The following is a 26395-nucleotide window of genomic DNA, read 5'->3' on the forward strand; positions in this document are numbered from 1 at the left end:
CTGGTGCCGCCTAGCTCTTAACTATATCGGCTTCTGCCCTGAGACTGCGTTGGTAACTGCCATCTATGGTGCGGCTTTTATCCTGCAACACCTGATTCATCAGCCGCTCACGCCGCACTGGAACCAACGCCTGCAGCTGTCCCGCACTTACTCTGGCCAATTCAAAGATTTCTATATCGCCAGCGGCAGTGGCGACAAAATCGAAACGACTCTGCCCCTCGCTCGGCGCTTTAGTGGTAAATGCTTTACGCAACAGTTCTGGGGACAGAGTACGACTGTCGCGTTTAACCGCCAGCTCTACCTGCCACTCATAACCCAATTCCTGGGCCAAACCGTCAATACTGTCGCCAGACTGCAGGCGAGCAATAACTTGCTCGGAGGCAGCGGAGGCTGCGTCCAGAGCCGCGGCCTCGGTGGCTAAGGCCTCGACGGTCTCACGCACACTCTCCAAAGACTTTAATGTCGGCAGTTTATGCTCGACCACCCGTAACACCAGAAAACGCGAGTCAGCTAGTTCAATAACTTCACTATTGAAGCGGTCTTCAAGCACTTCGCTACTAAACGCAGCGCTAACCACCCGCGGGTCACTGGCAACAGCGGCGCTAGTATCACGAAATATTTCAACCCCGGTGTTCACAGTCAGGCCCAGACTCTCGGCCGGAGCACTCAGAGTTTCCGCATTAAAAACCTGATCGCGCAGCTCCTCTACAACCGATATCAGCCGGCGAGCGGCCTGCTCTTGCATCAAGCGCTGTTCCAGTTCGACCCGTGCAGTTGCGTAATCCAACTCGCTGCCCGCCTGTATTTCAGTGACCGTCAAAATATGCACGCCGGCATCACTCACAATCGCCTCAGAGATCTCGCCAACCTGCAATTCAGCAATGACAGATTCAAGCTCTGGTGGGAAGCTGTCTCCGCTAGTAAAGCCAATTTCGCCCCCAAAGTTAGCGGAACCCAAATCTTCTGAATACAGTTTGGCAAGTTCGGCGAAGGTCTGATCGCTGGACTGCACGGCCGCTGCGACTTCAGCGACCCGTGCCTGATACTCATCTTCCCCTTCAGACTCTGATTTCTGCAGCAAGATATGTGCAACTCCGCGTCTTTCAGCAGTCTGCATAGAGGCCTTTTCAGCCTCAAACAGTTCCTTCACCTGCTGCTCAGAAACCGGCTCCAAAAAGTCACTCGCTCTTACCTCTATCGTTTCCGCCATAACAGATTCAGAGGTTTGAAAGCGATCTGCGCTAGCTTGATACCACTGTTGAATTTGATCTTCGGAAAGACTGACGGCGTCGCGAAAGCTGTCCAGGGGCATTACCAAAAAGCGGATATCTCGCTGTTCTTCAGCCACCACCGCAGCCAACTCTAACTCCTGCGGGGTAACGAACTCAGAGGCCGTAACCCCGGCGCGCAGCTGGGTTGACAGCAGATCTTCGCGCAGTGTCTCTTGAAAGCTGGCGGGGCTGTAACCCTGCTCAGCCAACAGCATGCGATAACGGGTCTCGTCGAAGCGACCGTCAACTTTGAATGCGTCCATACTGCCGATTATTGTACCTATGGTAGCGTCAGGCACCGCCAAGCCATAATCCGCGGCCTGCTGCAGCAGTAATTTCTTCTGAATCATGAATTCTAATGCCGGCCCCGCCAACATTTGATCGTCCAGCATGGCCGGGTCGATATTGTCACCCATACTCATCAACAGGCGGCGTTTTTGCTGGTTGATTTGCTGTTGCAGCTCGCTAGCAGCTATGCCTTCACCGTTAACTTCGGCGACATAGGCAATGCCGCCACTGGTTAGTATGGATTCAACTCCGAACAGAGCGAACGTAGCGACAATAAGACCAATGATAACTTTGGCCATTGTGCCTTGAATATTCTTGCGAATGTTTAGCAGCATTTTCTAAGATCTACCTAAAAAAAAAGCGCACCGTGGAGTGCGCCTTTTTGTGTTACGGCTGATGCCCCGCCTAAAATGCCGGCGCGGCCTCCCGAGCAACTAATGATCTAGCTGTTGACGGCGTCTTTAAGAGCTTTACCTGCTTTGAAGCCAGGCACTGTCGCCGCCGGAATTTGGATCTCGGCGCCAGTCTGAGGGTTACGACCAGTGCGAGCAGCTCTGTCCTTGACGCTAAATGTTCCGAAGCCAACCAAGGCCACCGAGTCACCTGCTTTGAGAGCGCCAGTAATAGAATCGACGACCGCATCCAGGGCACGCCCTGCTGCTGCTTTTGGAATATCCGCTGATGCCGCAATAGCATCGATTAGTTCAGTTTTATTCACACTTATCCCCTTATAGAAAAATGCGTAGCATTGTTTTTATGCACTAAATACACAAGCATTTAGAGGGGCGACTGTATATCAGAACCGAGAATCCGGTCAACACACGAACGCCTAATAATGCTATTTAATGCGTATTTATTCGGTTTTCACCGTCTTTCGAGCCATCTCCGGCAACGATGGGCTCTGCCAGGTAATCCTCATCACTCAGTGGCTTTGGCATTGACTCCAATGCAATCTCCAAAACTTCGTCAATCCACTTGACGGGTTTGATGGCAAGATCGGCCTTAATGTTATCCGGGATCTCTATTAAATCTCTTTCATTTTCCTTCGGTATAATCACCGTTGTAATGCCACCGCGATGCGCCGCGAGCAGCTTTTCCTTGAGCCCGCCTATCGGCAACACTTCGCCCCGCAGCGTGATTTCTCCTGTCATGGCAACTTCTGAACGCACCGGAATTCCGGTCAGCACCGATACCAACGCGGTAGCCATAGCGACACCGGCACTGGGGCCATCCTTAGGCGTGGCACCCTCGGGCACGTGAATATGGACGTCATGTTTGTCATGATAGGCCGCGACAATGCCCAGCATCTGAGAGCGACTGCGCACCACGGTGGTGGCGGCCTGAATAGACTCCTGCATCACATCACCCAGCGACCCTGTCATCACCTGACGGCCTTTGCCCGGTATTGAGACTGATTCAATAGTGAGCAGTTCACCGCCCACCTGAGTCCATGCCAAGCCGGTGACTTGCCCGATCTTGTTTTCTTCTTCCGCCGAACCAAAGCTAAACTTCCGCACGCCGCTTAGATCCGGCAGCATTACCGCGTCGACTTCCTGCGGAGCCTCTAGCTCGCTGAGACTGAAGGCCTTGACCATCTTGCGACACACCTTGGCGATTTCGCGCTCCAGAGCGCGCACGCCCGCCTCACGGGTGTAGTAGCGAACGATATCGGTTATGGCGTCGCGGGCGATAGTTAACTCGCCCTTTTTGATGCCATTGTTCTTCATTTGCTTGGGAATCAGGTACCGCTCAGCGATATTCACCTTTTCATCTTCGGTGTACCCTGGAATACGAATGACCTCCATCCGATCCAACAAGGGCGCGGGGATGTTCATGGTATTGGAGGTACAGACGAACATCACGTCCGACAAATCGTAATCCACTTCGAGGTAGTGGTCGTTAAAGGCGTGGTTCTGCTCAGGATCAAGCACCTCAAGCATGGCTGAAGCCGGGTCACCCCTATGGTCCATGCCCATTTTGTCAATTTCATCTAATAAAAACAAAGGGTTACGGACGCCTGCTTTAGACATTTTCTGCAGTAATTTACCCGGCATGGAGCCGATATAGGTACGCCGGTGACCGCGAATCTCAGCCTCATCACGCACTCCACCGAGTGCCATGCGCACAAACTTACGGTTGGTGGCTCGGGCAATCGACTCGCCCAAAGAAGTCTTACCTACACCCGGAGGGCCCACCAGACAGAGCACAGGCCCCTTAATTTTACGCACCCGCTTTTGCACCGCGAGATACTCGAGAATACGCTCTTTGACCTCATCAAGACCGTAATGATCGGCATTAAGAATATCGCCTGCGCGCTTCAGATCATGCTTTACCTTACTCCGCTTGGACCAAGGCACGCTGAGCATCCAATCGATGTAGCTGCGCACCACGGAAGCCTCAGCCGACATGGGAGACATCATTTTCAACTTGTTCAGTTCTGCGCCAACCTTGTCTTCTGCTTCCTGCGGCATTTTGGCGGCCTCTATGCGCGCCTGCAGCTCATCCATCTCGCCCGGCGCTTCGTCCAGGTCTCCCAGCTCTTTCTGAATCGCCTTCATTTGCTCATTCAGATAGTACTCGCGCTGGCTTTTCTCCATTTGCTTCTTGACGCGACCCCGGATACGTTTTTCTACCTGAAACAGGTCGATTTCGCCTTCCATGAGCTGCATGAGGTGTTCCAGCCGTTCCCGAATACCAGACATTTCCAGCACGCGCTGCTTCTCATCCAGGTCCACGCCCATGTGCGCTGCAATGGTATCGGCCAGACGGCCAGGCTCATCGATACCAGACAGAGAGGTCAACACCTCTGTCGGAACCTTTTTACTCAAATTGACGTATTTTTCGAACTGCGAAACGGTCGAGCGTACCAACGCTTCCGCTTCCTGGTCTGGAATCACTTCACTTTCAATTTCTCGCACTTCCGCCACCGCGAAGGGGCCGTCGTCGTCGATACTCCCGAGGCTGGCACGGTAGCCGCCTTCGACCAGAACCTTGATGGTGCCGTCCGGTAGTTTCAGTAACTGTAGAATGCTGGATACCGTACCTACCTGGTAGACATCATCAACACCGGGGTCATCATCAGCCGCATTGCGCTGGGCGACCAGCAGCACTTGCTTGTCGTTGGCCATCGCGTCTTGCAACGCTTCTATGGATTTTTCCCTGCCGACAAATAGCGGCAGTACCATATGCGGATAAACCACTACATCACGCAGGGGTAACAAAGGAAGTTTTACTAAGGAAGAAGCGCCCATACATGTCTCCAGGAAATCACTCTAGGTGATATGGGGATGTTTATAAAAAATGCAAGCGCGGCTAGCTCGGTAGCACTTACGTTTTGCGCTGTACCGCCGAGGTAAAGTGCTGAGAGCGCCTTCGTGGGCCCCCAGTCAGTAAACTCTACCCCAACCGCTACTCGTCTGTCGTAGCGGCTTTCGGTGTCTCGGGCTTCTGAAGCACCAGCAAAGGCTCTGAATCGCCCTTGATCACGGATTCGTCGATAACCACTTTGCTGACATCGCTGCGCGATGGGATGTTGTACATACTGTCCAGTAACGTCGCCTCTAGAATCGAGCGTAGACCGCGTGCTCCGGTTTTACGCTCCATCGCTTTCTCTGCGATTGCCCGCAGGCCGTCTTCGCGAAAATCGACTTCTACGCCTTCCATCTCCAGCAATTTGGAGTACTGCTTGGTGAGCGAGTTTTTCGGCTCGGTAAGAATCTGCACCAGTGCCTGCACATCAAGCTCTTCAAGCGTCGCTATAACCGGCAAGCGACCCACAAATTCTGGAATCAGCCCGTAACGGACCAAATCTTCTGGCTCGAGGTCGAGCAGCACTTCCCCAACATTTTTACCGTTGTCTTTGCTTTTGACCTCAGCACCAAAACCAATACCGCCCTTATCCGAGCGATCCCGAATGACCTTATCCAGGCCAGCAAATGCGCCGCCACAGATAAACAGGATATTGGAAGTATCAACCTGCAGAAACTCCTGCTGAGGGTGCTTGCGACCGCCCTGCGGCGGCACTGAAGCCACTGTTCCTTCAATCAGCTTCAGCAATGCTTGCTGTACACCCTCGCCAGAAACGTCCCGCGTTATTGAGGGGTTGTCAGATTTGCGCGAAATTTTGTCAATCTCATCGATGTAAACAATACCCATTTGGGCCTTTTCCACATCGTAGTCGCACTTCTGCAACAGCTTCTGAATGATGTTCTCAACATCCTCACCCACGTAACCGGCTTCGGTGAGAGTAGTCGCATCAGCGATGGTAAATGGCACATTCAAAAGTCGCGCCAAGGTCTCTGCCAGCAGCGTTTTTCCGCTACCAGTGGGACCGACCAACAGAATGTTACTTTTCCCGAGTTCGACGTCGTCACCACGCCCGTCATCATAGCGCAGCCGCTTATAGTGATTATAAACAGCCACTGAAAGTACTTTCTTGGCGCGTTTCTGCCCGATCACGTATTCATCAAGAATTGCCTTGATATCCTGCGGTACCGGCAGACTTTCCTGGCCACTGTCGCCTTTCGCTTCCTGTACTTCCTCGCGGATAATGTCGTTGCAAAGATCAACGCATTCATCGCAGATAAATACCGAGGGGCCAGCGATCAGCTTGCGCACTTCATGCTGGCTTTTGCCGCAGAAGGAGCAGTACAGCAATTTGCTGCCATCGTCGCCCGATTTAGACGTTACATCAGTCATTAAGCTTACCTATATGTTCCTGATTCCAGCTTGTCTTACGTTAAGATGCTTTTTTTCAAGCCCGTTTGCAAGCCCTGTAGTCGGTTTTGCGAAGCCGGTTACACTTACAGCCTTGCCTTTAGGCAAGTGCCTCTTTTGTGTTGACTGGCCCGCTGGCAGGCTATTCCTCGCCGCCCGACTTCTTCTCTACCACCATGTCCACCAGGCCATAGGCCATGCTGTCTTCGGCGTTCATGAAATTATCTCGCTCAGTGTCATTCTGAATAGTTTCCAGAGTCTGACCGGTATGCTCGGCCAACATCTGGTTCAAGCGCTCGCGAATAATGAGAATTTCCTTGGCATGAATCTCAATATCCGTGGCCTGCCCCTGAGCTCCGCCACTAGGCTGGTGGATCATGGTACGGGCGTTAGGCAAGCAGGCGCGCTTACCCTTGGCGCCACCGGCCAACAGAAACGCACCCATACTGGCTGCCTGTCCGATACAGGTAGTGGTTACATCGGGCTTGATATATTGCATCGTGTCATAAATTGCCAAGCCAGCTGTCACCGATCCACCCGGGCTGTTGATATACAGATGAATGTCTTTGTCGGGGTTCTCACTTTCCAGAAACAGCAACTGTGCCACCACCAGATTCGCCATGTGATCTTCTACCGGACCAACGATAAATATCAGGCGTTCCTTCAGCAGACGCGAGTAGATATCGTAAGAGCGCTCGCCCCTGGAAGTCTGCTCAACAACCATCGGAATCAAGCCCAGGTTATTGATAGTATTAGAGTTCTGTCCGTCGAACTGATGTGTCATTTTCTCGTCTTACTCCCGAATATTGCGTTTAGGGGTCCTTTACAGACCCTGATTCTGGGCGTTGGCCTCCTGAGCCTTGGCCATCGCATCTTTATAGCTGCATTCCTGCTCAGATACGCTAGCAGTTTCCAGCAGCTTGTCCACAACTTCTTCTTCCAAAACCATCGCTTCAACCGAAGAAAGCTGCTCCTGATTTGAGTAGTACCAGTTAATCACTTCCTCCGGGTCCTGATACGTCGCTGCCATCTCTTCAATATGGGCGCGTACTTTCTCCGCATCGGCCTTGATCTCGTCGCGCTGTATCAGCTCGTGCAGCACTAGACCAAGCTTGACCCGCCGAGTGGCCTGCTCTTCAAACATTTCTGCCGGCAGCAACGACTGCAGGTCCAGGTCCGGAGTTGCACCGGCGCCGCCGAACTGTTGAAACATTTGCTGGCGCATAGTATCCACTTCCGAGGCGATCAGGGCCTTGGGTATTTCCTGTCCACTGTGTGACTCCAATACTGCATCCATCACCTGTTTCTTGACAGTAGCCTTGAGTGCGTTGTCCAACTCGCGCCGCATATTGTCGCCAATCTCTTTACGGAACTGCTCTTCGCCGCCATCTTCAACGCCGTACTGCTTGAACAGCTCTTCGTCCAGCTCCGCCAACTTGTGCTCCTGCACAGCGTTCACTTTTACCTTGAACTCTACCGCAGCGCCCTTAAGGTCCTCGCTGTGGTAATCATCCGGAAAGCTCAAGCTCAAAACCTTTTCATCGCCTGCTGACAAACCTTCAATTCCGCTTTCGAATCCTGGAATCATACGGTTAGAACCGAGTTCCAGATCAGAAGCTTCCGCGCTGCCGCCGTCAAAGGGCTCGCCATCACGGGTTCCGGCGTAGTCGATGTTGACCTGATCGCCTTCTTTGGCAGCGCGACTGACGTCTTCCCAGCCACCTTGCTGCTTACGAAAGACAGCGATCATATCGTCAACATCTGAATCAGTGACCTCAGCGGCCGGCTTTTCCACCGCAAAACCAGCCATATCCTGCAGCTCGATTTCTGGAAACACTTCAAATGTCGCGACAAATTCGAGGTCTTTGCCCTCTTCCATGGTCTTTGGCTCGATACTGGGCTGGCCTGCGGGGCGCAGGTTTTCCTGAGTAATCGCCTCATAGAAAGATTGACTCATGACCTCGCCGACGACTTCCTGGCGAACACCTGCGCCGAATCGCTGGCGCAACACACGCATCGGCACTTTGCCTGGCCGAAAACCGTCCAGACGCACAGTCTTGGCGGCCTTTTGCAGCCGTGTGTTGATTTCGCTCTCGACCTTCTCAGAAGGTACGCCGACTGTCAGTCGACGCTCCAAACCGGACGTCGTTTCAATAAAAACCTGCATGAATCATCCTCAGATAACTTCAGAATTGTAATGGTGCGAAAGGAGAGACTCGAACTCTCACGTCTTGCGACACTGGAACCTAAATCCAGCGCGTCTACCAATTCCGCCACTTTCGCTTTTTGTGTGGGCCGACACCAAGGCTACATTCCGCTTTAGCTATGAGCATTAAGCGCCTGATTTTTATGAGGTAAAAATCAGCCTTCTATAAGCCATCTGGTGCCCTTACAAGGGCGGGGATTCTGCCACAAAGCAGCCTCTGGTTCAACTGTTGTCAGTCGGTAAGACAGGCCGGGTCAAACTGGTAGTCCCCGGCCAGCCAATCGGCAATTTCAGCGGCTGCGGGATCCGCCATCGCACGGTACACGGCTGCCAGCGCTAAACGCTGCTCAGCGCCGATAAGCTGCAGGCCCTGATGCTCGAATAACGGCCTATCCAGCGCCAGTTGCCGACTTAGATCCTCGGCGAAATAATCTTCGAGCTTTGGCTCGGGGCCACCGTACAGCTGAGCCAGCCCGGCTAATGGAAATTGCGATAAGTATGCTTGATTCATCGGGTTGCAGAAGTGCCCGCTCAGAGCCTCGTGTAAACCAGGATCCCGCTCAGGCAATGGCTGCAGATGTAGAAATTGACTGGCTTTGGCACCATCGTTGACCGGATAGTTGTCCCACAAAAGCGGGGGTCGACGCAGCATTGAAGTGATTTCAGTGACATCACTGGCAACCACCCGCTTCGCGCAAACCTCGTTGCCAGTCCACATGATCGCAATCTCGGCCGGCACTGTGGCTCCCAGCTCTTCCCAATAATGCGCCGGCATTTTGCCGAAGTAGGACTCTAGCTGGGCATCGTAACTGTAGTAAGTGGGACACATGAGCAAATGCTGAGCATGGCTCCAGCGCTGCACATCAGTCAGTATCTCTGCCTGACGCAGCGCAAGGTCAGGGCAATCGCCGGGCATGTCGTCAAACAGTATTGCCAGGACGTTAACGCCCAATTCGTCGATTCTCGCCAGCTTTTCGCGCAACCTGCGTCGTTCCTGATCGCCGTAATGCTGATAGAGGGCGTAAGGCGAAAGTCCAACGCCGAAATTCAAGCCGGCACTGCGATAATGGCCGGCCAGACTTGCCAGCTCCTGCTGCTCCAGGCGCGGCCAGGGGCGCCACCAGTCGCGGCGCAGGTACGGGTCACCCTTGGGACAATACAGGTAACTGTTCAGGCCCCACTGGGTCAGCAACGGCGCATAGTCACGCCGCGCCTGCCACGACCACTGACGGCCGTAGAAGCCCTCAACTATGCCGGTAAGAAACATAAGGTGTTAGCCGTTGCGTCGCGCTCATATATGAGGCGTTTTTTTTATAGCCATTCGTATTAAGAGAATTCGTCATAGCGCTGGCAAACCACAGATATTGAGCAATAATTAAGAGGTAGGTATCTATCCCCATCTGTAGCGGATACCTGCTGGAGTAGTCAGTACTCCACTTTAGGAAAGCAATTACTTTATGTTTCCCTTCTAATGGTCTTATTGGGCTCCCCTAGCCGGGGGCCCTTTTTTAATGTACTAAACTGTGACAAGCACGGCACCGACTGCCCCTTGTTACATCGTGTGTGTGGGGCGATCAGACTGTAACGAACCTGCCAGGTGAACTTCAATCTTGGCGTTTGCCGTGGCATCCTGCTCACTGAACTGCACTCCGATACCCGCAGTGCGATTACCCTGGGCACCACGCGGCGTCACCCATACTACTTTACCGGCTATCGGGATTTTCTCTGGCTCATCCATCAGGTTGAGCAACATAAACACTTCATCGCCGATGTTATAGGCCTTATTGGTAGGCACAAACAGGCCGCCATACTGTAGATAGGGCATATATGCCGAATACAGTACCGCCTTGTCTTTAATGGTCAGAGAAAGGATTCCGTTGCGATTATTGGGCTGACTCATACCTGTGCACCTATGTTGAACTCGCACTTAGTCTAACATTGCGTGGCAGACTCACCCAAACAGTTAACAAGACGCAGCGCACAATTTTCAATAGTCATTTGCCGGTTAGGATTAGCCCCATTGGCGACCAAACGTCGCAATTCCTGTAATTCCTCGTGCAACAAGAACAAGGGCCGTAAATCCCCGACGCCAGCACCAACCCCAGCGCCTGCAGTACTCTGACAGCGAATCTCGTTGCCTACGCGTCGCTCAAATAGCTCGATTACCTCTCCCAGCTCGATATCTGCTACCAGTTGCGGAAACTCAAGCGGACTAATGCGGGCGCCCAGCAGCCCGTCAAGACCCTCTCTGAGGGCACGCAGAGCATCCATACCGTCACTCCGATACAATTCAGCTGCCAGCATGGGACGATTATCACTCGCCTCCAGCAACTCAGCCGCCAACGCCGGGTCACCGCAGACAGTGGTTAACCATGCTGTAGCCTCGGTCGCCGCCGGTTGTGCCAGATTAAGACGCTGACAGCGACTGCGAATAGTCGCCGGCAAAGCGCCGGCAACGTGGCTGACCAAAATAATAGAGGTACTTTCGGAAGGTTCTTCGAGACTCTTCAGTAGCGCGTTGGAACCATTAACATTCAGTGCCTCAGCAGGGTCCAGGGCAATGACCTTACGCGCACCCAGGCCAGGCGTCTGATTCGCAAAATGTATCGCGGCGCGAACCTGATCCACTTTGATTACTCGCTTGCCCGCTTCGGGGGCTAGCCACAGCAGGTCGCCGTGATTACCCGCTCGCAGCAAGACGCAGGATTTACAATCGCCACAGGCAGTGCCTGCAACCGGCGCATAGCACAGTAAACGCGCGGTCAAGGCAGCCGCAAACTGCTGCTTCCCAATACCCACATTGCCGGCCAATAGCAGCGCCGGAGGAAAGCTATCATCAAGCAGTGCCTGTTGTAATTGTTGCCACTGCGGTTGCTGCCAGGGCAGCGGCGCTAAGGGCCAGCTCTTGTCGGGTGTCAGCATGTTGCCTGCTTGAGCCGGTCGAGCGCAGCACAGACGTCCGGCGTAACCTGCGCCAAAGGTCGAGCGGTATCAATAATCTGGAAGCGCTGTGGTTCTGCGGCGGCCCGGGCCAGATAGCAGTCCCTGACGCGCTCAAAAAACGCCATTTGCTCACGCTCAAACCGGTCTAGCTCAGCACGCTCTCCAGCGCGACTCATACCCACAGCTGCCGGGGCATCCAGCAGCAAAGTGCAGTCGGGGCGCAAGTCGCCTTGAATAGACTGCTCTAGTTCACGAATAAAATCGACTGAGAGCCCGCGGCCTGCGCCCTGATAAGCGTAGGTGGCATCCGTGAAACGGTCACAAATTACCCATTCACCTCGCGCCAGCGCGGGTTCGACTACCTGTCGCAAGTGCTGAGCACGCGCCGCAAACACCAGCAACAACTCTGCATGCTCCGTTACCGGCTCCTGCTCTACCGTTAACAATAAACCCCGGATTTTCTCACCCAAGGCTGTGCCGCCGGGTTCCCGGGTCAGGCAGTGGGCAATACCCTGCTCGATTAGCCAGGCTTCAATAGTCGCTATATTAGTCGACTTACCGACACCCTCGCCGCCCTCGATAGTAACGAAAAGCCCACGCTGGGGCTGAGATTCAGACACGCTTTCAGTACTCCCTGCGCAAGTTCATGGGGTGGATCGATAGTCCTTACGCCGCTGCAATTGATAGGCTCGCACTGCAGCTTCGTGGTCCGCCAGTGTAGCGGAAAAAACATGTGAGCCGTCGCCTCGCGCGACAAAATACAGAGCTTCACCTGGCTCCGGGTTCACGGCAGCCTGCAAGGCTTCGCGCCCCACCAGGGCAATAGGCCCCGGCGGCAGGCCACGATGGCGATATGAATTGTAGAGGTTGCCCGCATCCTTTAAATGCCGACGCGTCAAATTGCCATCAAAGCCAGGCCCCAGTCCATAAATAACCGTAGGGTCTGTTTGCAGCCGCATACGCTGCTGGAGCCGTCGCACAAAAACCCCTGCAATCGTCGGTCTTTCGGCAGCTACCGCGGTTTCCTTCTCTACTATTGAAGCCATGATAAGCGCCTCGTAGGAGTTGTCATAGGGAAGCTCTGGCATGCGCGACTCCCAGGCCGCAGCTAACTCACGCTGCAAGCGGCTATGCGCCTGCAGCAAGACATCCCAATCACTGTCGCCACGGGCGTAGTTGTAGGTATCGGGGAAAAACTGGCCCTCAGCACTGCGGTGTGGCGCCACCAGTTGCAGCAAACGCGGGTCATCGAGACCACTAATTTCTCTCTGCAGTACCGGTTGTTGCTGCAGAATCGTCAGCGCCATCGTCAGGGTAATGCCCTCGGGCAGCGTAACGCTGTATTGCACGACCTGCCCGTCCAGCAGCACCTCTAAAATTCTGGCTGGAGAGTCGGTAGCAAGAAACTGATATTCACCGCTCTTGATACGGTGATCAAGCTGCTGAAGTCGCACCGCCCACTGCCACCAATCACCGTGTGTGAGCACATTGGCAGCGACCAGTTCAGCGCTCACAGCACGCAGCGAGCTGCCCGGTGCGACGATAACGGTGGCCTCTACCTGCGCTGCATGAGGGTTGTGCCACCATTTGTTGAGGGTTTGCGCAGTCATTGCAGCCACAACAATGGCGACCAACAGTCCACCCAGCAACCAGCGCATCATGCGGCTTCCTCGGACCAGTCGCAGAAGCTGTGGCGCAGTTGATCAGTGACGCTATGTTCGGGAAACTCGACACCGTCAACGATCGCCACCTGACGCACGCCCTGTAAACTGCTGGTCAAAAATATTTCACTGGCACGCTGAATATCGGCCGCACCCAAGCTGCGCTCAGCTACGCGCAATCCGCAGCGGGGCGCCACAATGCTCAGCAGGGCGTCACGAACTGTGCCGGCGATGCCGCAATTAGATAACTCAGGTGTGACCAGTACACCGTCCAGCACTAAAAAAACGTTAGCGGCGACACCGCTGATAAGATGGCCTTCAAGGTCATAGAGCAGGCCTTCGTTGAATCCGTGACGGCGCAGTTCGCGCGCGGCCAAAACCTGATCAAGACGATTACAGTGCTTGATGCCGGCGAGCCGGGGGTGTCGTGGCAGTTGATACTCACAGGTACGCAGCGTCAATGCTGGCAGCTCACTGCGCCAAGGCAAACTAGTAGCGAACGCTGACATAACGACGCTGGGCTGCTCATGCTCACCGCCATAGCCTCTGCCCTCGGTTTGATCCAGCGCGTTGCCGCGGGTCAGTAATAGTCTCACGGTGGCGCTGCCGCAAGCGGCGGCTGCCAAATAATCGGCGGTCGCTGCAAACTGATCAGCAATACGACTTTCCGGACAGGGTATCTCAAGTACCTTGCAGCCGTGCTGCAGGCGTTCCATATGCGCCTGAAGCAGGTGATAGCGGTCCTTTTCGTAACGCAATGTCTCGAAAAGTCCATCACCATAAACCAGACCACGGTCAAGCGGGTCAATCTGTCCGGCTAACTGCATATTGACCCAGTGAGCGGGCAATACCATGCTGGGAATCAGACTTTCTTGAACAGCAGACTGCCGTTAGTACCGCCGAAACCAAAGGAATTGGACAGCGCAAAATCAATCGGTCTTTCCTGCGCCGTATGCGGCACAAAATTAAGGTCACACCCCTCATCGGGGTTGTCCAGATTAATGGTCGGCGGCGCCACCTGGTCGCGCAGCGCCAACACGGTGAAAATAGCCTCCACTGAACCCGCGGCACCCAGCAGATGTCCTATCATCGACTTGGTCGAACTGACCGCGACCTTATCTGCAGCAGCGCCCATTATGGTTCGCACCGCCTGACACTCGGCGCGATCGCCAGCCGATGTTGAGGTGCCGTGAGCGTTGATATAGTCAACCAGTGCAGAATCTACCTCTGCATCATTCAGCGCGTTTTGCATGGACGCCGCTGCACCCCGCCCGTCCTCTGGCGGCAATGTCATGTGGTGCGCATCGCTGCTCATGCCAAAGCCCGCCAATTCTGCATAGATGCGTGCGCCGCGTGCCTTGGCAAATTCGTATTCTTCCAACACCATAACGCCAGCGCCATCACCCAGCACGAAACCATCGCGATCCCGGTCCCAGGGGCGACTCGCACCTTGAGGATCGTCATTACGTGTAGATAATGCTCGGGCAGCAGCGAAACCGCCCAAACCTACTCTGGTAGTAGCCATTTCAGCGCCGCCAACCAGCATGACGTCAGCGGTACCCAGCTGAATCTGCTGTGCACCGACACCGATATTGTGAGTGCCTGTAGTGCAAGCAGTCACGATCGCAAGGTTGGGACCCTGAAATCCGAAACGGATCGACAAATTCCCAGCGATCATATTAATGATTGAGCCGGGCACAAAAAATGGCGAAATCTTACGCGGACCTGAAACCCGGACAATTTCCGCATTTTTCTCTATTTGGCCAATGCCACCAATACCGGAACCAATAGCAGCACCCACCCGTGGCGCGTTCTCTTCGGTTATTTCCAGGCCGGAGTCTCGCATGGCCTGAATGCCAGCAACCATTCCGTACTGAACAAAGGTATCCTGCTTCCGCGCATCCTTGGGAGCCAGATAGTCTGAACTATCGAAATTCTTGACCGCCGCGCTAAAGCGTGTGGTGTATTCACTGGCGTCAAAAAGATCAATAGTCTCAGCGCCGCTCTGCCCGCGCAAAATATTAGCCCAGGTGTCCTCCACGGTGTTACCCACCGGGGTGACCATACCCATACCTGTTACGACGACTCTTCTGCGCGACACTTTTAGTCCCTCATTCTTGCTACTGTCTGCCAATTCGCATCGCCGACTGAACAGCAAGCGCCAAAGCCGTGTGCAAATTTGTAGGTTTCGCCTTGCCGGGTGCCACTACCAGCAATCTGGTATGGCAGCCTAATAAGATAAACCTAATACAACAAAAGCCGCTCTATCAGGTAATAGAAACGGCTTTTGCGGGTGGATCAAGGGCTAACTCAGGTAAGGTTGCTATTGATATAATCAATGGCCAACTGAACAGTTGTGATCTTCTCTGCTTCTTCGTCAGGGATTTCAGTTTCAAATTCCTCCTCCAAAGCCATCACCAGCTCAACAGTATCCAGGGAATCGGCACCGAGGTCTTCAACAAACGAGGCCGAAGTCTGAACTTCCTCTTCCTTCACGCCCAACTGCTCTGCGACGATCTTTTTTACACGTTCTTCAATGCTGCTCATGTTATTAATTAGCTCCTAGTAATACGAAATAAAGCGTTGTCACTGGTTGTTCGCTGCGCATTTTAGCCTTTTTTTCGGAGAGAGTAATATCTTTTTTGGAACCCCCCTTTCAGAAGCTATTATTATTGATATATTTCATACACTTACTACATGTACATACCGCCATTTATGTGGATGGTTTCGCCTGTGATATAGGCCGCCTGAGCCGAAGCCAGGAAGCTCACCACTGCTGCGACCTCCGCCGCTGAACCAAGCCGCCCTAGCGGGATCTGCTGTTGCAGGAGTTCACGCTGATCATCGCCAAGCTCCCTGGTCATATCGGTATCAATAAAGCCCGGCGCAACACTATTCACAGTGATACTGCGACTACCCACCTCTCGCGCCAGTGCGCGGCTAAAACCCTCGGCACCGGCCTTGGTCGCTGCGTAGTTACTTTGCCCAGCATTACCCATGGCCCCAACCACCGAGGTAATGTTGATGATGCGACCCCAGCGCGCCTTTGTCATACCTCTGAGCACGGCTTTGCTAGTGCGATAAAGCGCGTTCAGGTTGGTGTCTATAACATCACCCCATTCGTCTTCTTTCATGCGCATGAGAATATTGTCGCGGGTAATACCGGCGTTATTGACCAAGACGGCTGGCGCCTCATAGCGCTCCTTAATAGCCGCCATTACGGCAGTGACGTTGTCAGTATCACCCACTTGCAAAACCATGCCACAACCCGGGTTCTGCATTTGTTGCAGGTACTCGGTAATACCGGCCGCACCCGCCTCACTGGTAGCAGTGCCCACTACAATAAACTCATCCTCGGCGAGCCGTTCGGCAATAGCTTTACCAATGCCGCGACTGGCTCCGGTAACAAGCGCTACTTTCACAGGTGTATCAGACATGATTTTCTTCCTTTATCAACGAGAGGCGCGATCAGGCGCTAGCGAGTTCGGTTACCGTATTCTGTAACGCTTCTGGTTCTTCTATATTAAAGCTGCTGAGACTCTTGTCGATGCGCCGGTTGAGACCGCTGAGCACTTTACCCGGGCCGCACTCAACCACCCGGGTGATCCCTGCAGCCGTCATGGCTTGAACGCAACCTGTCCACTGCACAGGGCTGTATATCTGCCGCACCAGTAACTCGGGTATTGCCGCTGGATCTGATTCCATAGCCGCATGCACATTATGCACGACGGGAACCTGTGGGGCGCTAAACTCAATTGCTGCCATTGCCTCTGCCAGCTTCTCACCGGCAGGTCGCATGAGTTCCGTATGGAAAGGCGCGCTAACCGGCAGCGGCAAAGCGCGTTTGGCGCCCGCTGCTTTACACAATGTAATCGCCGCTTCTACCGCAGCACTTTTGCCCGCTATAACGACCTGTCCTGGAGAGTTAAAGTTGACCGCTGCTACGACCTCACCAGATTCCGCGGCTGCTGCAGCGCAGGCCGCATTAATAGCGTCATCCTCAAGTCCAATAATCGCCGCCATCGCCCCCTCACCCACCGGCACGGCTGTCTGCATGAATGATCCTCTCTGCTGCACCAGTTTTACCGCCACTGAAAACTCCAGAGCACCAGCACAGACCAGGGCCGAAAACTCTCCCAAACTATGCCCTGCCATAAGGGCCGGCACGGCTCCCCCCGCTGCCAACCAGGCGCGATAGAGGGCCACGCTGCTGGTGAGCAACACGGGCTGGGTAGTCTCTGTCAGGTTTAGCTGCTCTTGCTCGCCGTTCTGGACCAAATCCCAGAGGTCATAGCCGAGTACCGTGGAAGCCTCTGCGAAGGTGTCTCCAATAATCGGATAAGCGGCGGCCGCGGCGGCAAGCATGCCTACTTTTTGCGATCCCTGTCCGGGGAAAACGAAGGCGATATCTTTTTGAGTCATAGCTCGAGTCTCGTTGCAGGAGGTTCTGGTTTTAGAAGAGTCTAGTTTCAGCAGCGTCTACTTTAAAGTGCTGCTGCAATGTCGGCACCATTTTATTGCGGACACAGAGAGCGGTCTGGGCTATGGCGTTGGCAAAACTGTCGCCATCGCTATGCCCATGGCTTTTAACCACCACGCCGTTCAGGCCCAGCATGAAGGCACCACTGTAGCTGGCTGGATCGATCGTAGTGCGCCAACTAGCCAATGGCCCTGTCAGCAGTTTAGCGGCCAGCCGCGCTGCTAACGAACTGCCCAGCTGAGACTCTAAACGCCTCGCCGCATGGGCTGCCGTGCCTTCCATTGCCTTCAGCGCAATATTGCCCAACATACCGTCGCAGACCACTACGGCGGCGTTGCCACTGAGGAGTTCGTTGGCTTCTATGCTGCCGATAAAATTAACCTCGGGGTCGTCCTGAAGGTATTGGTAGCACAAGCGGATTTGATCATTTCCCTTGGTGGCCTCGTGGCCGTTACTCAGCAGCGCAACAGCCGGCGTGGCGTCGGCGTGCAAAGCACTGACCAACGCGATGCCAAGCCGCGCAAATTCATGCAGTTGCGCGGCACGGCAATCGACGTTGGCACCGAGGTCCAGCATGTAACTATGGCCATTACTAACCGGCAACGCAGAGCACAGAGCCGGCCGGCTAAAACCGGGCAGCATGCCCAAAGCTTGCCGGGCTAACACCATTAATGCACCGGTATTCCCGGCAGATACCATGCCCGCTGCGCTGCCGGCAGCGACCGCGTCCAAACCGATTCTAAGGGGGTTGTCGCTGGAATCACGCAGCACGTCGAGCGGACTGGCATCCATAGCGACGGTCGCTGAGGCAGGTAATAGAGAGAGTCTGGAGTTATGAGTGCGACCCAGAGCGGCAGTGATCAAGGCTTGATCGCCCACCAACGTCAGGGATAATTCAGGGTCAGCGTCCACCGCCCGCACTGCGGCGGGAATGGAGCTGCGGAGACCGTGGTCTCCGCTCATTACGTCAACTGCCAGTCGAACTTCGGCGGTCAAACGGTCAATCCGGTATTAGTCTTCTGCGCCGGTGTCTACAACCTTACGGCCGCGATAGAAACCGTCGGCAGTCATGTGATGACGACGATGTGTTTCACCGCTGGTCTCATCAACAGACAGGGTTGCTGTGCCCAAAGCGTCGTGCGAACGACGCATGCCACGCCGAGAGCGGGTTTTCTTACTTTTCTGAACTGCCATGGTATTACTCCTGGTTCTGGTTGCCGGACTTCAATTGCTCCAGCACCGCAAATGGATTCTCTTTCCCCGAGCCAGCTTCTGGCGGCGGGGCCTTGTATTCTTCTAACGTCTGCTTACAAGCTGCGGTGTCGTGATAACCGACAATCGGCAGCTTGAGTATTATCTCATCTTCAACCAACGACCAGAGATCGCAGTTTTCGTCCTCGAGCAACAACGGCTCCAGTCGCTCTGGCAAGGCTTTCGCCTCATCATCATCGGCTACTAACGCCAGCCGGTTTTCTGCAACCAACTCCAACGGCATCGGTTCAAGACAGCGCTGACAGGTTATCTCTACTGTCGCTCGTACTGAAATATCAATCACCGAGCGATTCTCCTCGTCCTTGGAGAAGACGCATTCTGCCTCTACTGAACCCTCTGTCGAAGCCAGCAATGTGCTGATACGCTCCATTTTCGGGAGTGCGAGGTTGCCACTCACAGAGACGCCACGGACTGCCGCTTTTCGCGCATCCAGAGTGCTCGGAAGAGGCTCTGTAAACATAGGCGCGCAACTATAGGGGCGGATCTTCGTATTGTCAAAAAAATCTTTTAAATACAGCAGCTTCTATAACATACTGCGGAAATGGAAACCCTCATTCTAGCCTCAGGCTCGCGTTACCGTAAGCACCTGCTCCAACGCTTGCAAATACCCTTCAGCGTATTACCCCCTGATATCGATGAATCTCCCCTTTCAGGTGAGCCAGCAATTGCCCTGGCCGAGCGTCTGGCGGCAACCAAGGCTGAGATTATAGGTCGCGACCATCCGGGCAGCGTTGTTATCGGCAGTGATCAGGTTGCTCTATTAGACGAAGCGCTGTTAGGCAAACCGGGTACCGTCGCTAACGCGGAAGCCCAATTAGCCCTGTGCAGCGGCCGCGTAGTGGAATTCTTTACCGCAGTCTGTGTCTATTGGGACGGAGCCATGCAACAAACCAATGTCCCCTATCAGGTCGAGTTCAGAGAGCTTACCAGCGCAGAGATCAAGCGCTACGTGGAGCTTGAGCAACCTTTGGATTGCGCCGGCAGCTTCAAATGCGAGGGTTTGGGCAGCACGCTGTTCAGGCGGCTAAACGGAGAGGACCCCACAGCGCTGGAAGGCTTGCCGCTAATAGCCTTGAGTTCAATGCTTAGACATTGGGGCATTGACCCCTTACAACGGCAGGTCTAGCAGTTCAGGGAGAGAGTCCACAATGTGAGCTGGACCGTGTTGTCGTAATCGCTCACTGCTGTGGACGCCAAAACTCACACCGACAGAAGTCATGCCGCCGCTGCGCGCCATAGCGAGGTCATATTCACTGTCTCCTATCATGACGGCCTGCTCGGCGACACAATCCAGTTCAACCAGAATCTGCCGGAGCATCAGTGGGTCAGGCTTCGAAGCGGTTTCATCGGCACATCGGGTAGCATCAAAAAAATCGCCTAGCCCCAGCGCACCAAGCACGCGGTCCAGGCCGCGGCGACTTTTGCCAGTAGCAACGGCCAATTGCCAACCGCGACCTCGCAGTTGCTCGAGCATCGGCATGGCACCGGGGAACAAAGCGCAGGGCTGGCGGTCCAGATAACGGTAATGATCGCTATAAGCATCTCGCAGCGCTATGTGATCAGCGCCAGGCAATGTAGGGAACAGAATCTGCAAAGCCTCAGGTAGACCGAGACCGATTATGTCGCGCACTGCGTCCGCGGGCGGCTCGTCTATACCCAGCTTGCCCGCGGCACCTTGCATCGCTTCAACAATACGCCCGGTAGAATCGCTGAGCGTCCCATCCCAATCAAATATAACCAGCATCAGGAACCATCCAGTGCGGGCATTTGATCGAGCACGGCTTGCAGTTCCGGTTCAAGCGGCGCTGAAACCTGCTGTCGATTCCCTGCCGCATTACGGAAGGTTAACTGCGCCGCATGTAAAAATAACCGCGGCACCTTGTGACGACGCGCCAGTTCGGCGACTTCGGGGCTCTGATATTTTTCATCTCCCAGCAGCGGATGGCCTGCAAACTGCGCATGCACGCGTATCTGATGCGTACGACCGGTCAAAGGTCGTGCCTCGACCAGGGTGACACCCTCAAAGCGGCGCAGCACCTTAAAATCTGTGCGCGCCGGCTTGCCCTGCTTGTCTACCCGAACGATACGCTCGCCTTCCTTCACCGAACACTTGAGCAAAGGCGCCTCCACAAAGCTGCGTCGCCGTGGCCAGGTACCTGCAACTAATGCCAGGTAGCGCTTATCCATATGTTCTTCGCGCAACTGGCGGTGTAAGTCTTTAAGCACCGACGCCTTGCGTGCGATCAGCAATATTCCCGAGGTCTCTCGATCGAGTCGGTGCACCAATTCCAGGTAGCGATCTTGAGTACGTAGCAGGCGCAGACATTCTATTAGTCCGTAATTGAGCCCACTGCCCCCGTGCACAGCCAAGCCAGCAGGCTTATTCAACACCAGCAGGCCATCGTCTTCGTAAACCACACCGGACGTCAGACGCTTTGCCCAGCGGTCTGGTACATGCGTCACTTCCTGACCTGTATTGATGTGCAGCGGTGGAATCCGAACCATATCTCCGGCAGCAACACGGGTATCTGCTTTAACACGGCCCTTGTTGATCCGAATTTCACCTTTACGCAGAGCGCGGTAGATACGCGTACGCGGTACCCCCTTTAGCTCGCGCTGCAGAAAGTTATCCAGGCGCTGCCCGGCATAATCTGGTGTGACCTTTATAAAGCGGACCTGACTCATAAAATGTTTATATTTGAAGGGCTTAGGAATTGCTGTTATAGTCTGCGCTCGCGATTCGGTGGATATCAATCCAGAGAGAGGAGCGCCACGAGGGGATAAACCCCCGGTGAGGGTATCTAACCCAACAGCATCGACGTGGCAGACCGAGCGCAATATAAACGTTTTTAGCGCGTGACGACAGCAAATGACGTTCGTCACTGGAATTAACCGCACAGCACGGGCTGGCGGCTATAGACAAGAATCAATTACTGCCTGGGACGATAGCGTTTTCTAAGCGATCCCGGGGATACAAGACCACCGACACCTTTTTACTGGTATGCCGCAGTCTTTATTGGATATTCTATTGAAACACACTGATTAGTCAGTGTTTTAGCGGGCTCCGCTGTAATGAGCCTGCGATTCCTGTCAGCAGCTCCACCCCGCTGTGCCACACATAAAAGTGGTACACATGAAAAAAATGTTAATCAATGCAACTCACCCTGAGGAGTTGCGCGTAGGCTTGGTAGACGGCCAGAGACTTTATGATCTGGATATCGAAAACCGCACCCGCATACAGAAAAAATCCAATATCTATATCGGTAAAATCACTCGCGTAGAGCCCAGCCTTGAAGCTGCGTTCGTCGACTTTGGTGCCGACCGTCATGGCTTCCTGCCCATGAAAGAGATATCTCGCGAGTACTTCAAGCGCAAGCCTGAAGGCGAAGGTCGCATGAAGATCAAGGAATTGGTCAAGGAAGGCACCGAGGTCGTTGTGCAGGTAGATAAGGAAGAGCGTGGCAATAAAGGTGCCGCACTGACTACCTTTATAAGCCTGGCCGGTCGCTACCTGGTGCTGATGCCCAATAATCCGCGCGCAGGAGGCATTTCGCGCCGTATTGAGGGCGAGGAACGCACTCAGCTGCGTGACGCACTCAGCGGCTTGGAGATTCCCGAAGGAATGGGCGTTATTGTCCGCACCGCAGGTATCGGACGCAGTTCTGAAGAAATGCAGTGGGACCTTAACTATCTGGTCCAGCTCTGGGAAGCAGTTGCCAAAGCCAGCTCTGAAGAGAAGGCCCCTGCCCTGCTGCTGCAGGAAAGCAACGTCATTATCCGAGCGATCCGCGATTACCTGCGAGACGATATAGACCAGGTCATTATTGACTCACCTGAAGCCTACCAACATGCGCTGACGTTCATCTCGCACATCATGCCGCAGTATCAGAGCCGGCTGAAGATGTACGATGACTCGATACCGATGTTCAATCGCTTCCAGATTGAAAGTCAGATTGAGACAGCATTCCAGCGTGAAGTGAGACTGCCGTCGGGCGGTTCCATCGTCATTGACCCTACCGAGGCACTGGTATCCATTGATATCAACTCGGCGCGTGCGACGCGGGGCAGCGACATCGAGGAAACTGCGACCAACACCAACCTGGAAGCCGCTGATGAAATCGCTCGTCAGCTTCGCCTGCGCGATATCGGTGGCCTTATTGTCATCGACTTTATTGATATGTTGCAATCGCGCAATCAACGCGCAGTAGAGAACCGCATCCGCGATGCATTGGAGATAGATCGTGCAAGGGTTCAGGTAGGACGTATATCACGCTTCGGCTTGTTGGAAATGTCACGCCAGCGCCTGCGCCCGTCACTCGGCGAAACCAGCGGCATTGTCTGCCCTCGTTGCAGTGGCCAGGGTACTATTCGCGATACCAAGTCGCTTGCACTCGCGGTACTGCGTCTGCTTGAAGAAGAAGCTATTAAGGACCGCTCCGGTGAAGTACGCGCCATCGTACCGGTGCCGGTGGCCACTTACCTTCTCAACGAGAAGCGATCCGCGCTGGCCGGTATTGAAGAAGAGACCAAAGTGCGACTCATGGTAGTACCTAACCCCCATATGGATACGCCCCACTACGAAGTCACTCGTTTGCGTGACGACGAAATGGAAGTGCGCAGCGACTTGTCATTCGAGGTAGATGTTTCACCTGATGAAGAGACTCCAGCTGCGGATGTTCATGTTGACGCCGCGCCTCAACAGGCGGCTGTGCAGGGCGTCACGCCAAGAGGACCGGCACCGGAGCACACAGAGCCCAGCGCCACCCCAGAGCCCGCCCCGGTCGCTGCAGCTCCAGCGCCTGCTGAAAAACCAGCCAAGAGCGGACTGTTTGCCAAGATCGCTGCACTGTTCTCCGCTCCGGTTGAAGAAGAAGTCGTAGTCGAAGAAGTGCCTGCACCTAAGCCACAGGGAAACCGTCGTGGTGGCGAGAATCGCAACCGTAACCGCAATCGTAACCGTAATCGCAACCGCAACAATGGCAACGGCGACGCTCGCGGCGAACGCAAGCCAGAGCAGCAAAAGCAGGACGATCAAAAGCAGGACGATCAAAAAAGTAACCAGTCCCAAGCTTCAGATGGCGAGAAGAAAAATGACGAGAAGCGCGAAGGTTCGCGTGGGCGCAACCGCCGCGGCGGCCAGAATCGTCGCAATCGGGATGCTACGCCCAACAATACTGAGAACGCCGTTACGGCCACGACAACCGAAGCTGTAGCTGCGGCAGAGACTTCGCCAGCAGCAGCTGATGAGTCGCAGTCAGACAAGCCGCGCAAGCGTCCGGCGGGTATGCGTGGTGAAAATCAGCCACGTCGTCGCCGTCGGGGCAACAGACCGGCTGTTGAGGCAGCGGAAGGTGCAACAGATGCTGTGGCCACGGAAGCCTCGCCAGAAACCGCAGATACTGCGGCTTTAGCGAGCGATCCTGCTATCGCCGTCACTACCCAGACGGTAGAGGCAGATCCTGCTAGCAAGCCAACTGAGACTGCAGCAGAGTCATCAGCCGACGCAACTGATAGCAAAACCGACACTGCTAATAACGAGGCAGCGCCTGTAGTTGATGAAACTGTCGTTGAGGAAACTGTCCTTGAGCAAACTGCCGTTGAGAAAGCTGTAGCTGAGAACGCTGTAACTGAGAAAGCTGTAGCAGTAGAAGCTGAAGTGACTGCAGAAGAAGAAGGATCTGCAGCAGAGGCTTCGCTAGTCGAAGACACCGTAGCGGCAGAAGTTGAAGCTCCTGTTGCAGAAGCGGCGAGCGAACCAGCGCCAGTCCAGCCAGCTGTTGCAGAAGTGTCTGCGCCAGCGCCGAAACCTGCGCCTGCTCCGGCACCGGAACCGGTAGCTGCACCTGTTGCCGCCAACCAGGATGGCGTTGCTGCCTCGGGTCGAGCAGTCAATGATCCACGAGAATCAGCGAAGCCTATCAGCAGCGTTGCTATAGAAACCGGACACCCTGCGCTGTTCGGCGACACCGTCGCCGCACCTGTAGTACCGGTTCGGGCGAAGCCACCGCGGGCATCCAATGACCCTCGCGCAAGCAGAGCCCAGGCAGCACCCGAGCCTGAGTCTAGTGAGCAGGCAAACGGTTGATGGATGCGGGTTAGCGAATAGCTGACCCGTACTCTTGTCACCCTGATTTAGAGCTGTATAATCGCGTTCTTTCCGGTGGGCTGGCTGAGTGGTCGAAAGCGGCGGTCTTGAAAACCGTTGAGGGTTTATCCCCTCCTAAGGTTCGAATCCTTAGCCCACCGCCATTTATACTTGACCCGGACACGTTCCGGGTTTTTTCTGTCCAGAAGACCCTACTTTTCTCGAAGAGTCAGTTCGGTTTTTTGGTCTTGCTTTTGGAATTTTCCCGCTTATGATGGGTCTAACGAAAGTACGCAATGTTGCGTCTTTATAGGGAGTTGTACCATGCAAGATAAACCTGTCTACGCCACGCCGGCTGCCCACCTGGATTCGGTCCTGGCAACCAACAAGGTGCTCAGGAATACCTACATGCTGTTAGGCATGACCCTCTTGTTCAGTGCCTTTACTGCTACGGCATCGATCGTGATAGGAATATCACAGGGTGCTGCACTGATGCTGATGCTGGTCTCCTTCGGTCTTCTGTTTGTTGTCAATCGCACCGCAGATAGCGCCAAAGGACTGATTTTCATCTTTATATTCACGGGGTGTATGGGCGCGTCCCTCGGACCCATGCTCAGTTTCTACCTCTCGATGCCCAGTGGCCCGGGCCTGGTTATGCAGGCGTTGGGTGGTACTGCGCTGGTCTTTTTTGGACTTTCTGCTTACGCGCTGACCAGCCGTAAAGACTTTTCATTCATGGGTGGTTTCCTGTTTGTGGGCCTTCTGGTGGCGGTAATAGCTTCTATCGCCAACATCTTCCTCGGCATTCCTGCGCTGTCGCTGACTGTTTCTGCAGCAATCGTGATGATTATGTCCGGATTGATCCTGTTTGATACCAGTCGCATTATCAACGGTGGCGAAACCAACTACATACGCGCGACTGTCGGACTGTACCTCAGCATCTACAACCTGTTTATCCACATGTTGAGTTTGTTGACTGCCTTTTCTGGCGATGACTGACACAGCACTTAGCTTAGCTTTGGCCCCGGCAATGCCGGGGTTTTTTGTTTGCGCGCTCAATAATACCGACACTGAATCATGAAATTGTCGCTTTTGGTAATGGCAGCACCCTATGCCAGCGGCGGAGCTGATAGCGCCTGGCACTACGCCGATGCGGCGCTGGCTCTGGGTCATGAGCTAAGTCGGGTATTCTTTTATGACGAGGGCGCGCTAAACGGCACACTATCGAGTGTTCCGCCGCAAGATGAAGGTAACCGCACCGAACGCTGGGCAGTATTGCAGCAGCGCAGTGGCTGCGAGCTGATTCTATGCATCGCATCTGCCCTCAAGCGCGGTATGCTGGACTCCACTGAAGCTGAGCGCTACGAACAAAGCGGCGCAACGATTCATCCCGCTTTTGAGCTTGGAGGCCTGGGTTTGTTGGTTGACGCTAGCGCCAACTCGGATCGTCTGATCACTTTTGGCCCAGGCTAA

General features: G+C 54.4%; 24 protein-coding genes, 2 tRNA genes and 1 pseudogene. 5 read left to right on the forward strand and 22 right to left on the reverse strand.

What is annotated here, in order from left to right; all coding sequences use genetic code 11:
• Window positions 1–10 precede the first annotated feature (10 nt).
• The 20 genes and pseudogenes from EYC98_RS10850 to EYC98_RS10945 all read right to left on the reverse strand — a co-directional run bounded on the left by EYC98_RS10850 (window position 11) and on the right by EYC98_RS10945 (window position 19234).
• Window positions 11–1894: a SurA N-terminal domain-containing protein gene (locus EYC98_RS10850; protein WP_279245365.1), complete on the reverse strand. Its 1884-nt coding sequence runs from the start codon at window positions 1892–1894 to the stop codon at window positions 11–13.
• A 107-nt stretch (window positions 1895–2001) separates the two neighbouring features.
• Window positions 2002–2295 (reverse strand): annotated as a pseudogene (locus EYC98_RS10855) (HU family DNA-binding protein); the annotation flags it as partial.
• Between the two features lie 106 nt (window positions 2296–2401).
• Window positions 2402–4810: an endopeptidase La gene (gene lon / locus EYC98_RS10860; protein WP_279245366.1), complete on the reverse strand. Its 2409-nt coding sequence runs from the start codon at window positions 4808–4810 to the stop codon at window positions 2402–2404.
• A 157-nt stretch (window positions 4811–4967) separates the two neighbouring features.
• Window positions 4968–6257: an ATP-dependent Clp protease ATP-binding subunit ClpX gene (clpX, locus tag EYC98_RS10865; protein WP_279245367.1), complete on the reverse strand. Its 1290-nt coding sequence runs from the start codon at window positions 6255–6257 to the stop codon at window positions 4968–4970.
• A gap of 160 nt (window positions 6258–6417) precedes the next feature.
• On the reverse strand, window positions 6418–7059 hold the full coding sequence (gene clpP / locus EYC98_RS10870) for an ATP-dependent Clp endopeptidase proteolytic subunit ClpP (protein WP_279245368.1): 642 nt from the start codon (window positions 7057–7059) through the stop codon (window positions 6418–6420).
• 39 nt (window positions 7060–7098) lie between these two features.
• Window positions 7099–8442 carry a trigger factor gene (gene tig / locus EYC98_RS10875; protein WP_279245369.1) on the reverse strand — a complete coding sequence of 448 codons (1344 nt, stop codon included), beginning with the start codon at window positions 8440–8442 and terminating at the stop codon, window positions 7099–7101.
• Window positions 8443–8473: 31 nt separating this feature from the next.
• A tRNA-Leu gene (locus tag EYC98_RS10880) sits at window positions 8474–8558 on the reverse strand.
• A 155-nt stretch (window positions 8559–8713) separates the two neighbouring features.
• Window positions 8714–9748, reverse strand: a complete 1035-nt coding sequence (locus EYC98_RS10885) for a beta-N-acetylglucosaminidase domain-containing protein (RefSeq protein WP_279245370.1) — start codon at window positions 9746–9748, stop codon at window positions 8714–8716.
• A gap of 285 nt (window positions 9749–10033) precedes the next feature.
• Window positions 10034–10381, reverse strand: coding sequence for a PilZ domain-containing protein (locus EYC98_RS10890; protein ID WP_279245371.1), 348 nt, complete (start codon window positions 10379–10381; stop codon window positions 10034–10036).
• A 32-nt stretch (window positions 10382–10413) separates the two neighbouring features.
• Window positions 10414–11403: a DNA polymerase III subunit delta' gene (gene holB / locus EYC98_RS10895; RefSeq protein ID WP_279245372.1), complete on the reverse strand. Its 990-nt coding sequence runs from the start codon at window positions 11401–11403 to the stop codon at window positions 10414–10416.
• The gene (gene tmk / locus EYC98_RS10900; protein WP_279245373.1) at window positions 11397–12044 is read right to left on the reverse strand and encodes a dTMP kinase; all 648 of its coding nucleotides are present in this window, start codon (window positions 12042–12044) and stop codon (window positions 11397–11399) included. The genes holB and tmk overlap by 7 nt, the downstream gene beginning before the upstream one ends.
• 24 nt (window positions 12045–12068) lie before the next feature.
• Window positions 12069–13085 carry an endolytic transglycosylase MltG gene (mltG, locus tag EYC98_RS10905; RefSeq protein ID WP_279245374.1) on the reverse strand — a complete coding sequence of 339 codons (1017 nt, stop codon included), beginning with the start codon at window positions 13083–13085 and terminating at the stop codon, window positions 12069–12071.
• Complete coding sequence (gene pabC, locus EYC98_RS10910; RefSeq protein ID WP_279245375.1) at window positions 13082–13939, reverse strand: aminodeoxychorismate lyase; 858 nt, start codon at window positions 13937–13939, stop codon at window positions 13082–13084. Before pabC ends, mltG begins: the two co-directional genes overlap by 4 nt.
• A gap of 8 nt (window positions 13940–13947) precedes the next feature.
• Complete coding sequence (fabF, locus tag EYC98_RS10915; protein WP_279245376.1) at window positions 13948–15186, reverse strand: beta-ketoacyl-ACP synthase II; 1239 nt, start codon at window positions 15184–15186, stop codon at window positions 13948–13950.
• A 209-nt stretch (window positions 15187–15395) separates the two neighbouring features.
• Complete coding sequence (gene acpP / locus EYC98_RS10920; protein ID WP_279245377.1) at window positions 15396–15632, reverse strand: acyl carrier protein; 237 nt, start codon at window positions 15630–15632, stop codon at window positions 15396–15398.
• Between the two features lie 146 nt (window positions 15633–15778).
• Window positions 15779–16522, reverse strand: coding sequence for a 3-oxoacyl-ACP reductase FabG (gene fabG, locus EYC98_RS10925; RefSeq protein ID WP_279245378.1), 744 nt, complete (start codon window positions 16520–16522; stop codon window positions 15779–15781).
• A gap of 31 nt (window positions 16523–16553) precedes the next feature.
• Window positions 16554–17507, reverse strand: a complete 954-nt coding sequence (fabD, locus tag EYC98_RS10930; RefSeq protein WP_279245379.1) for an ACP S-malonyltransferase — start codon at window positions 17505–17507, stop codon at window positions 16554–16556.
• 31 nt (window positions 17508–17538) lie between these two features.
• A complete protein-coding gene (plsX, locus tag EYC98_RS10935) occupies window positions 17539–18561 on the reverse strand; it encodes a phosphate acyltransferase PlsX (protein WP_279245380.1) in 1023 nt (340 codons plus the stop codon).
• 15 nt (window positions 18562–18576) lie between these two features.
• The gene (gene rpmF / locus EYC98_RS10940; RefSeq protein WP_279245381.1) at window positions 18577–18759 is read right to left on the reverse strand and encodes a 50S ribosomal protein L32; all 183 of its coding nucleotides are present in this window, start codon (window positions 18757–18759) and stop codon (window positions 18577–18579) included.
• Between the two features lie 4 nt (window positions 18760–18763).
• Window positions 18764–19234: a YceD family protein gene (locus tag EYC98_RS10945; RefSeq protein WP_279245382.1), complete on the reverse strand. Its 471-nt coding sequence runs from the start codon at window positions 19232–19234 to the stop codon at window positions 18764–18766.
• 144 nt (window positions 19235–19378) lie between these two features.
• Here EYC98_RS10945 and EYC98_RS10950 point away from each other — a divergent pair, with 144 nt between their 5' ends.
• Window positions 19379–19963 carry a Maf family protein gene (locus EYC98_RS10950; RefSeq protein WP_279245383.1) on the forward strand — a complete coding sequence of 195 codons (585 nt, stop codon included), beginning with the start codon at window positions 19379–19381 and terminating at the stop codon, window positions 19961–19963.
• Here the strand turns inward: EYC98_RS10950 and EYC98_RS10955 are convergent.
• The gene (locus EYC98_RS10955) at window positions 19946–20581 is read right to left on the reverse strand and encodes an HAD-IA family hydrolase (RefSeq protein ID WP_279245384.1); all 636 of its coding nucleotides are present in this window, start codon (window positions 20579–20581) and stop codon (window positions 19946–19948) included. The two genes, EYC98_RS10950 and EYC98_RS10955, sit on opposite strands and share 18 nt — an antisense overlap.
• Window positions 20581–21522 carry an RluA family pseudouridine synthase gene (locus EYC98_RS10960; protein WP_279245385.1) on the reverse strand — a complete coding sequence of 314 codons (942 nt, stop codon included), beginning with the start codon at window positions 21520–21522 and terminating at the stop codon, window positions 20581–20583. The genes EYC98_RS10955 and EYC98_RS10960 overlap by 1 nt, the downstream gene beginning before the upstream one ends.
• 448 nt (window positions 21523–21970) lie before the next feature.
• Here EYC98_RS10960 and rne point away from each other — a divergent pair, with 448 nt between their 5' ends.
• From rne to tusD, 4 genes are all read left to right on the forward strand, one after another.
• Complete coding sequence (gene rne, locus EYC98_RS10965) at window positions 21971–24922, forward strand: ribonuclease E (RefSeq protein WP_279245386.1); 2952 nt, start codon at window positions 21971–21973, stop codon at window positions 24920–24922.
• A gap of 74 nt (window positions 24923–24996) precedes the next feature.
• Window positions 24997–25086, forward strand: a tRNA-Ser gene (locus EYC98_RS10970).
• A gap of 160 nt (window positions 25087–25246) precedes the next feature.
• The gene (locus EYC98_RS10975) at window positions 25247–25921 is read left to right on the forward strand and encodes a Bax inhibitor-1/YccA family protein (RefSeq protein WP_279245387.1); all 675 of its coding nucleotides are present in this window, start codon (window positions 25247–25249) and stop codon (window positions 25919–25921) included.
• A gap of 78 nt (window positions 25922–25999) precedes the next feature.
• The gene (gene tusD, locus EYC98_RS10980) at window positions 26000–26395 is read left to right on the forward strand and encodes a sulfurtransferase complex subunit TusD (RefSeq protein ID WP_279245388.1); all 396 of its coding nucleotides are present in this window, start codon (window positions 26000–26002) and stop codon (window positions 26393–26395) included.

It is taken from the genome of Candidatus Litorirhabdus singularis, from assembly GCF_026262625.1.
Taxonomy (GTDB): domain Bacteria; phylum Pseudomonadota; class Gammaproteobacteria; order Pseudomonadales; family Halieaceae; genus Litorirhabdus; species Litorirhabdus singularis.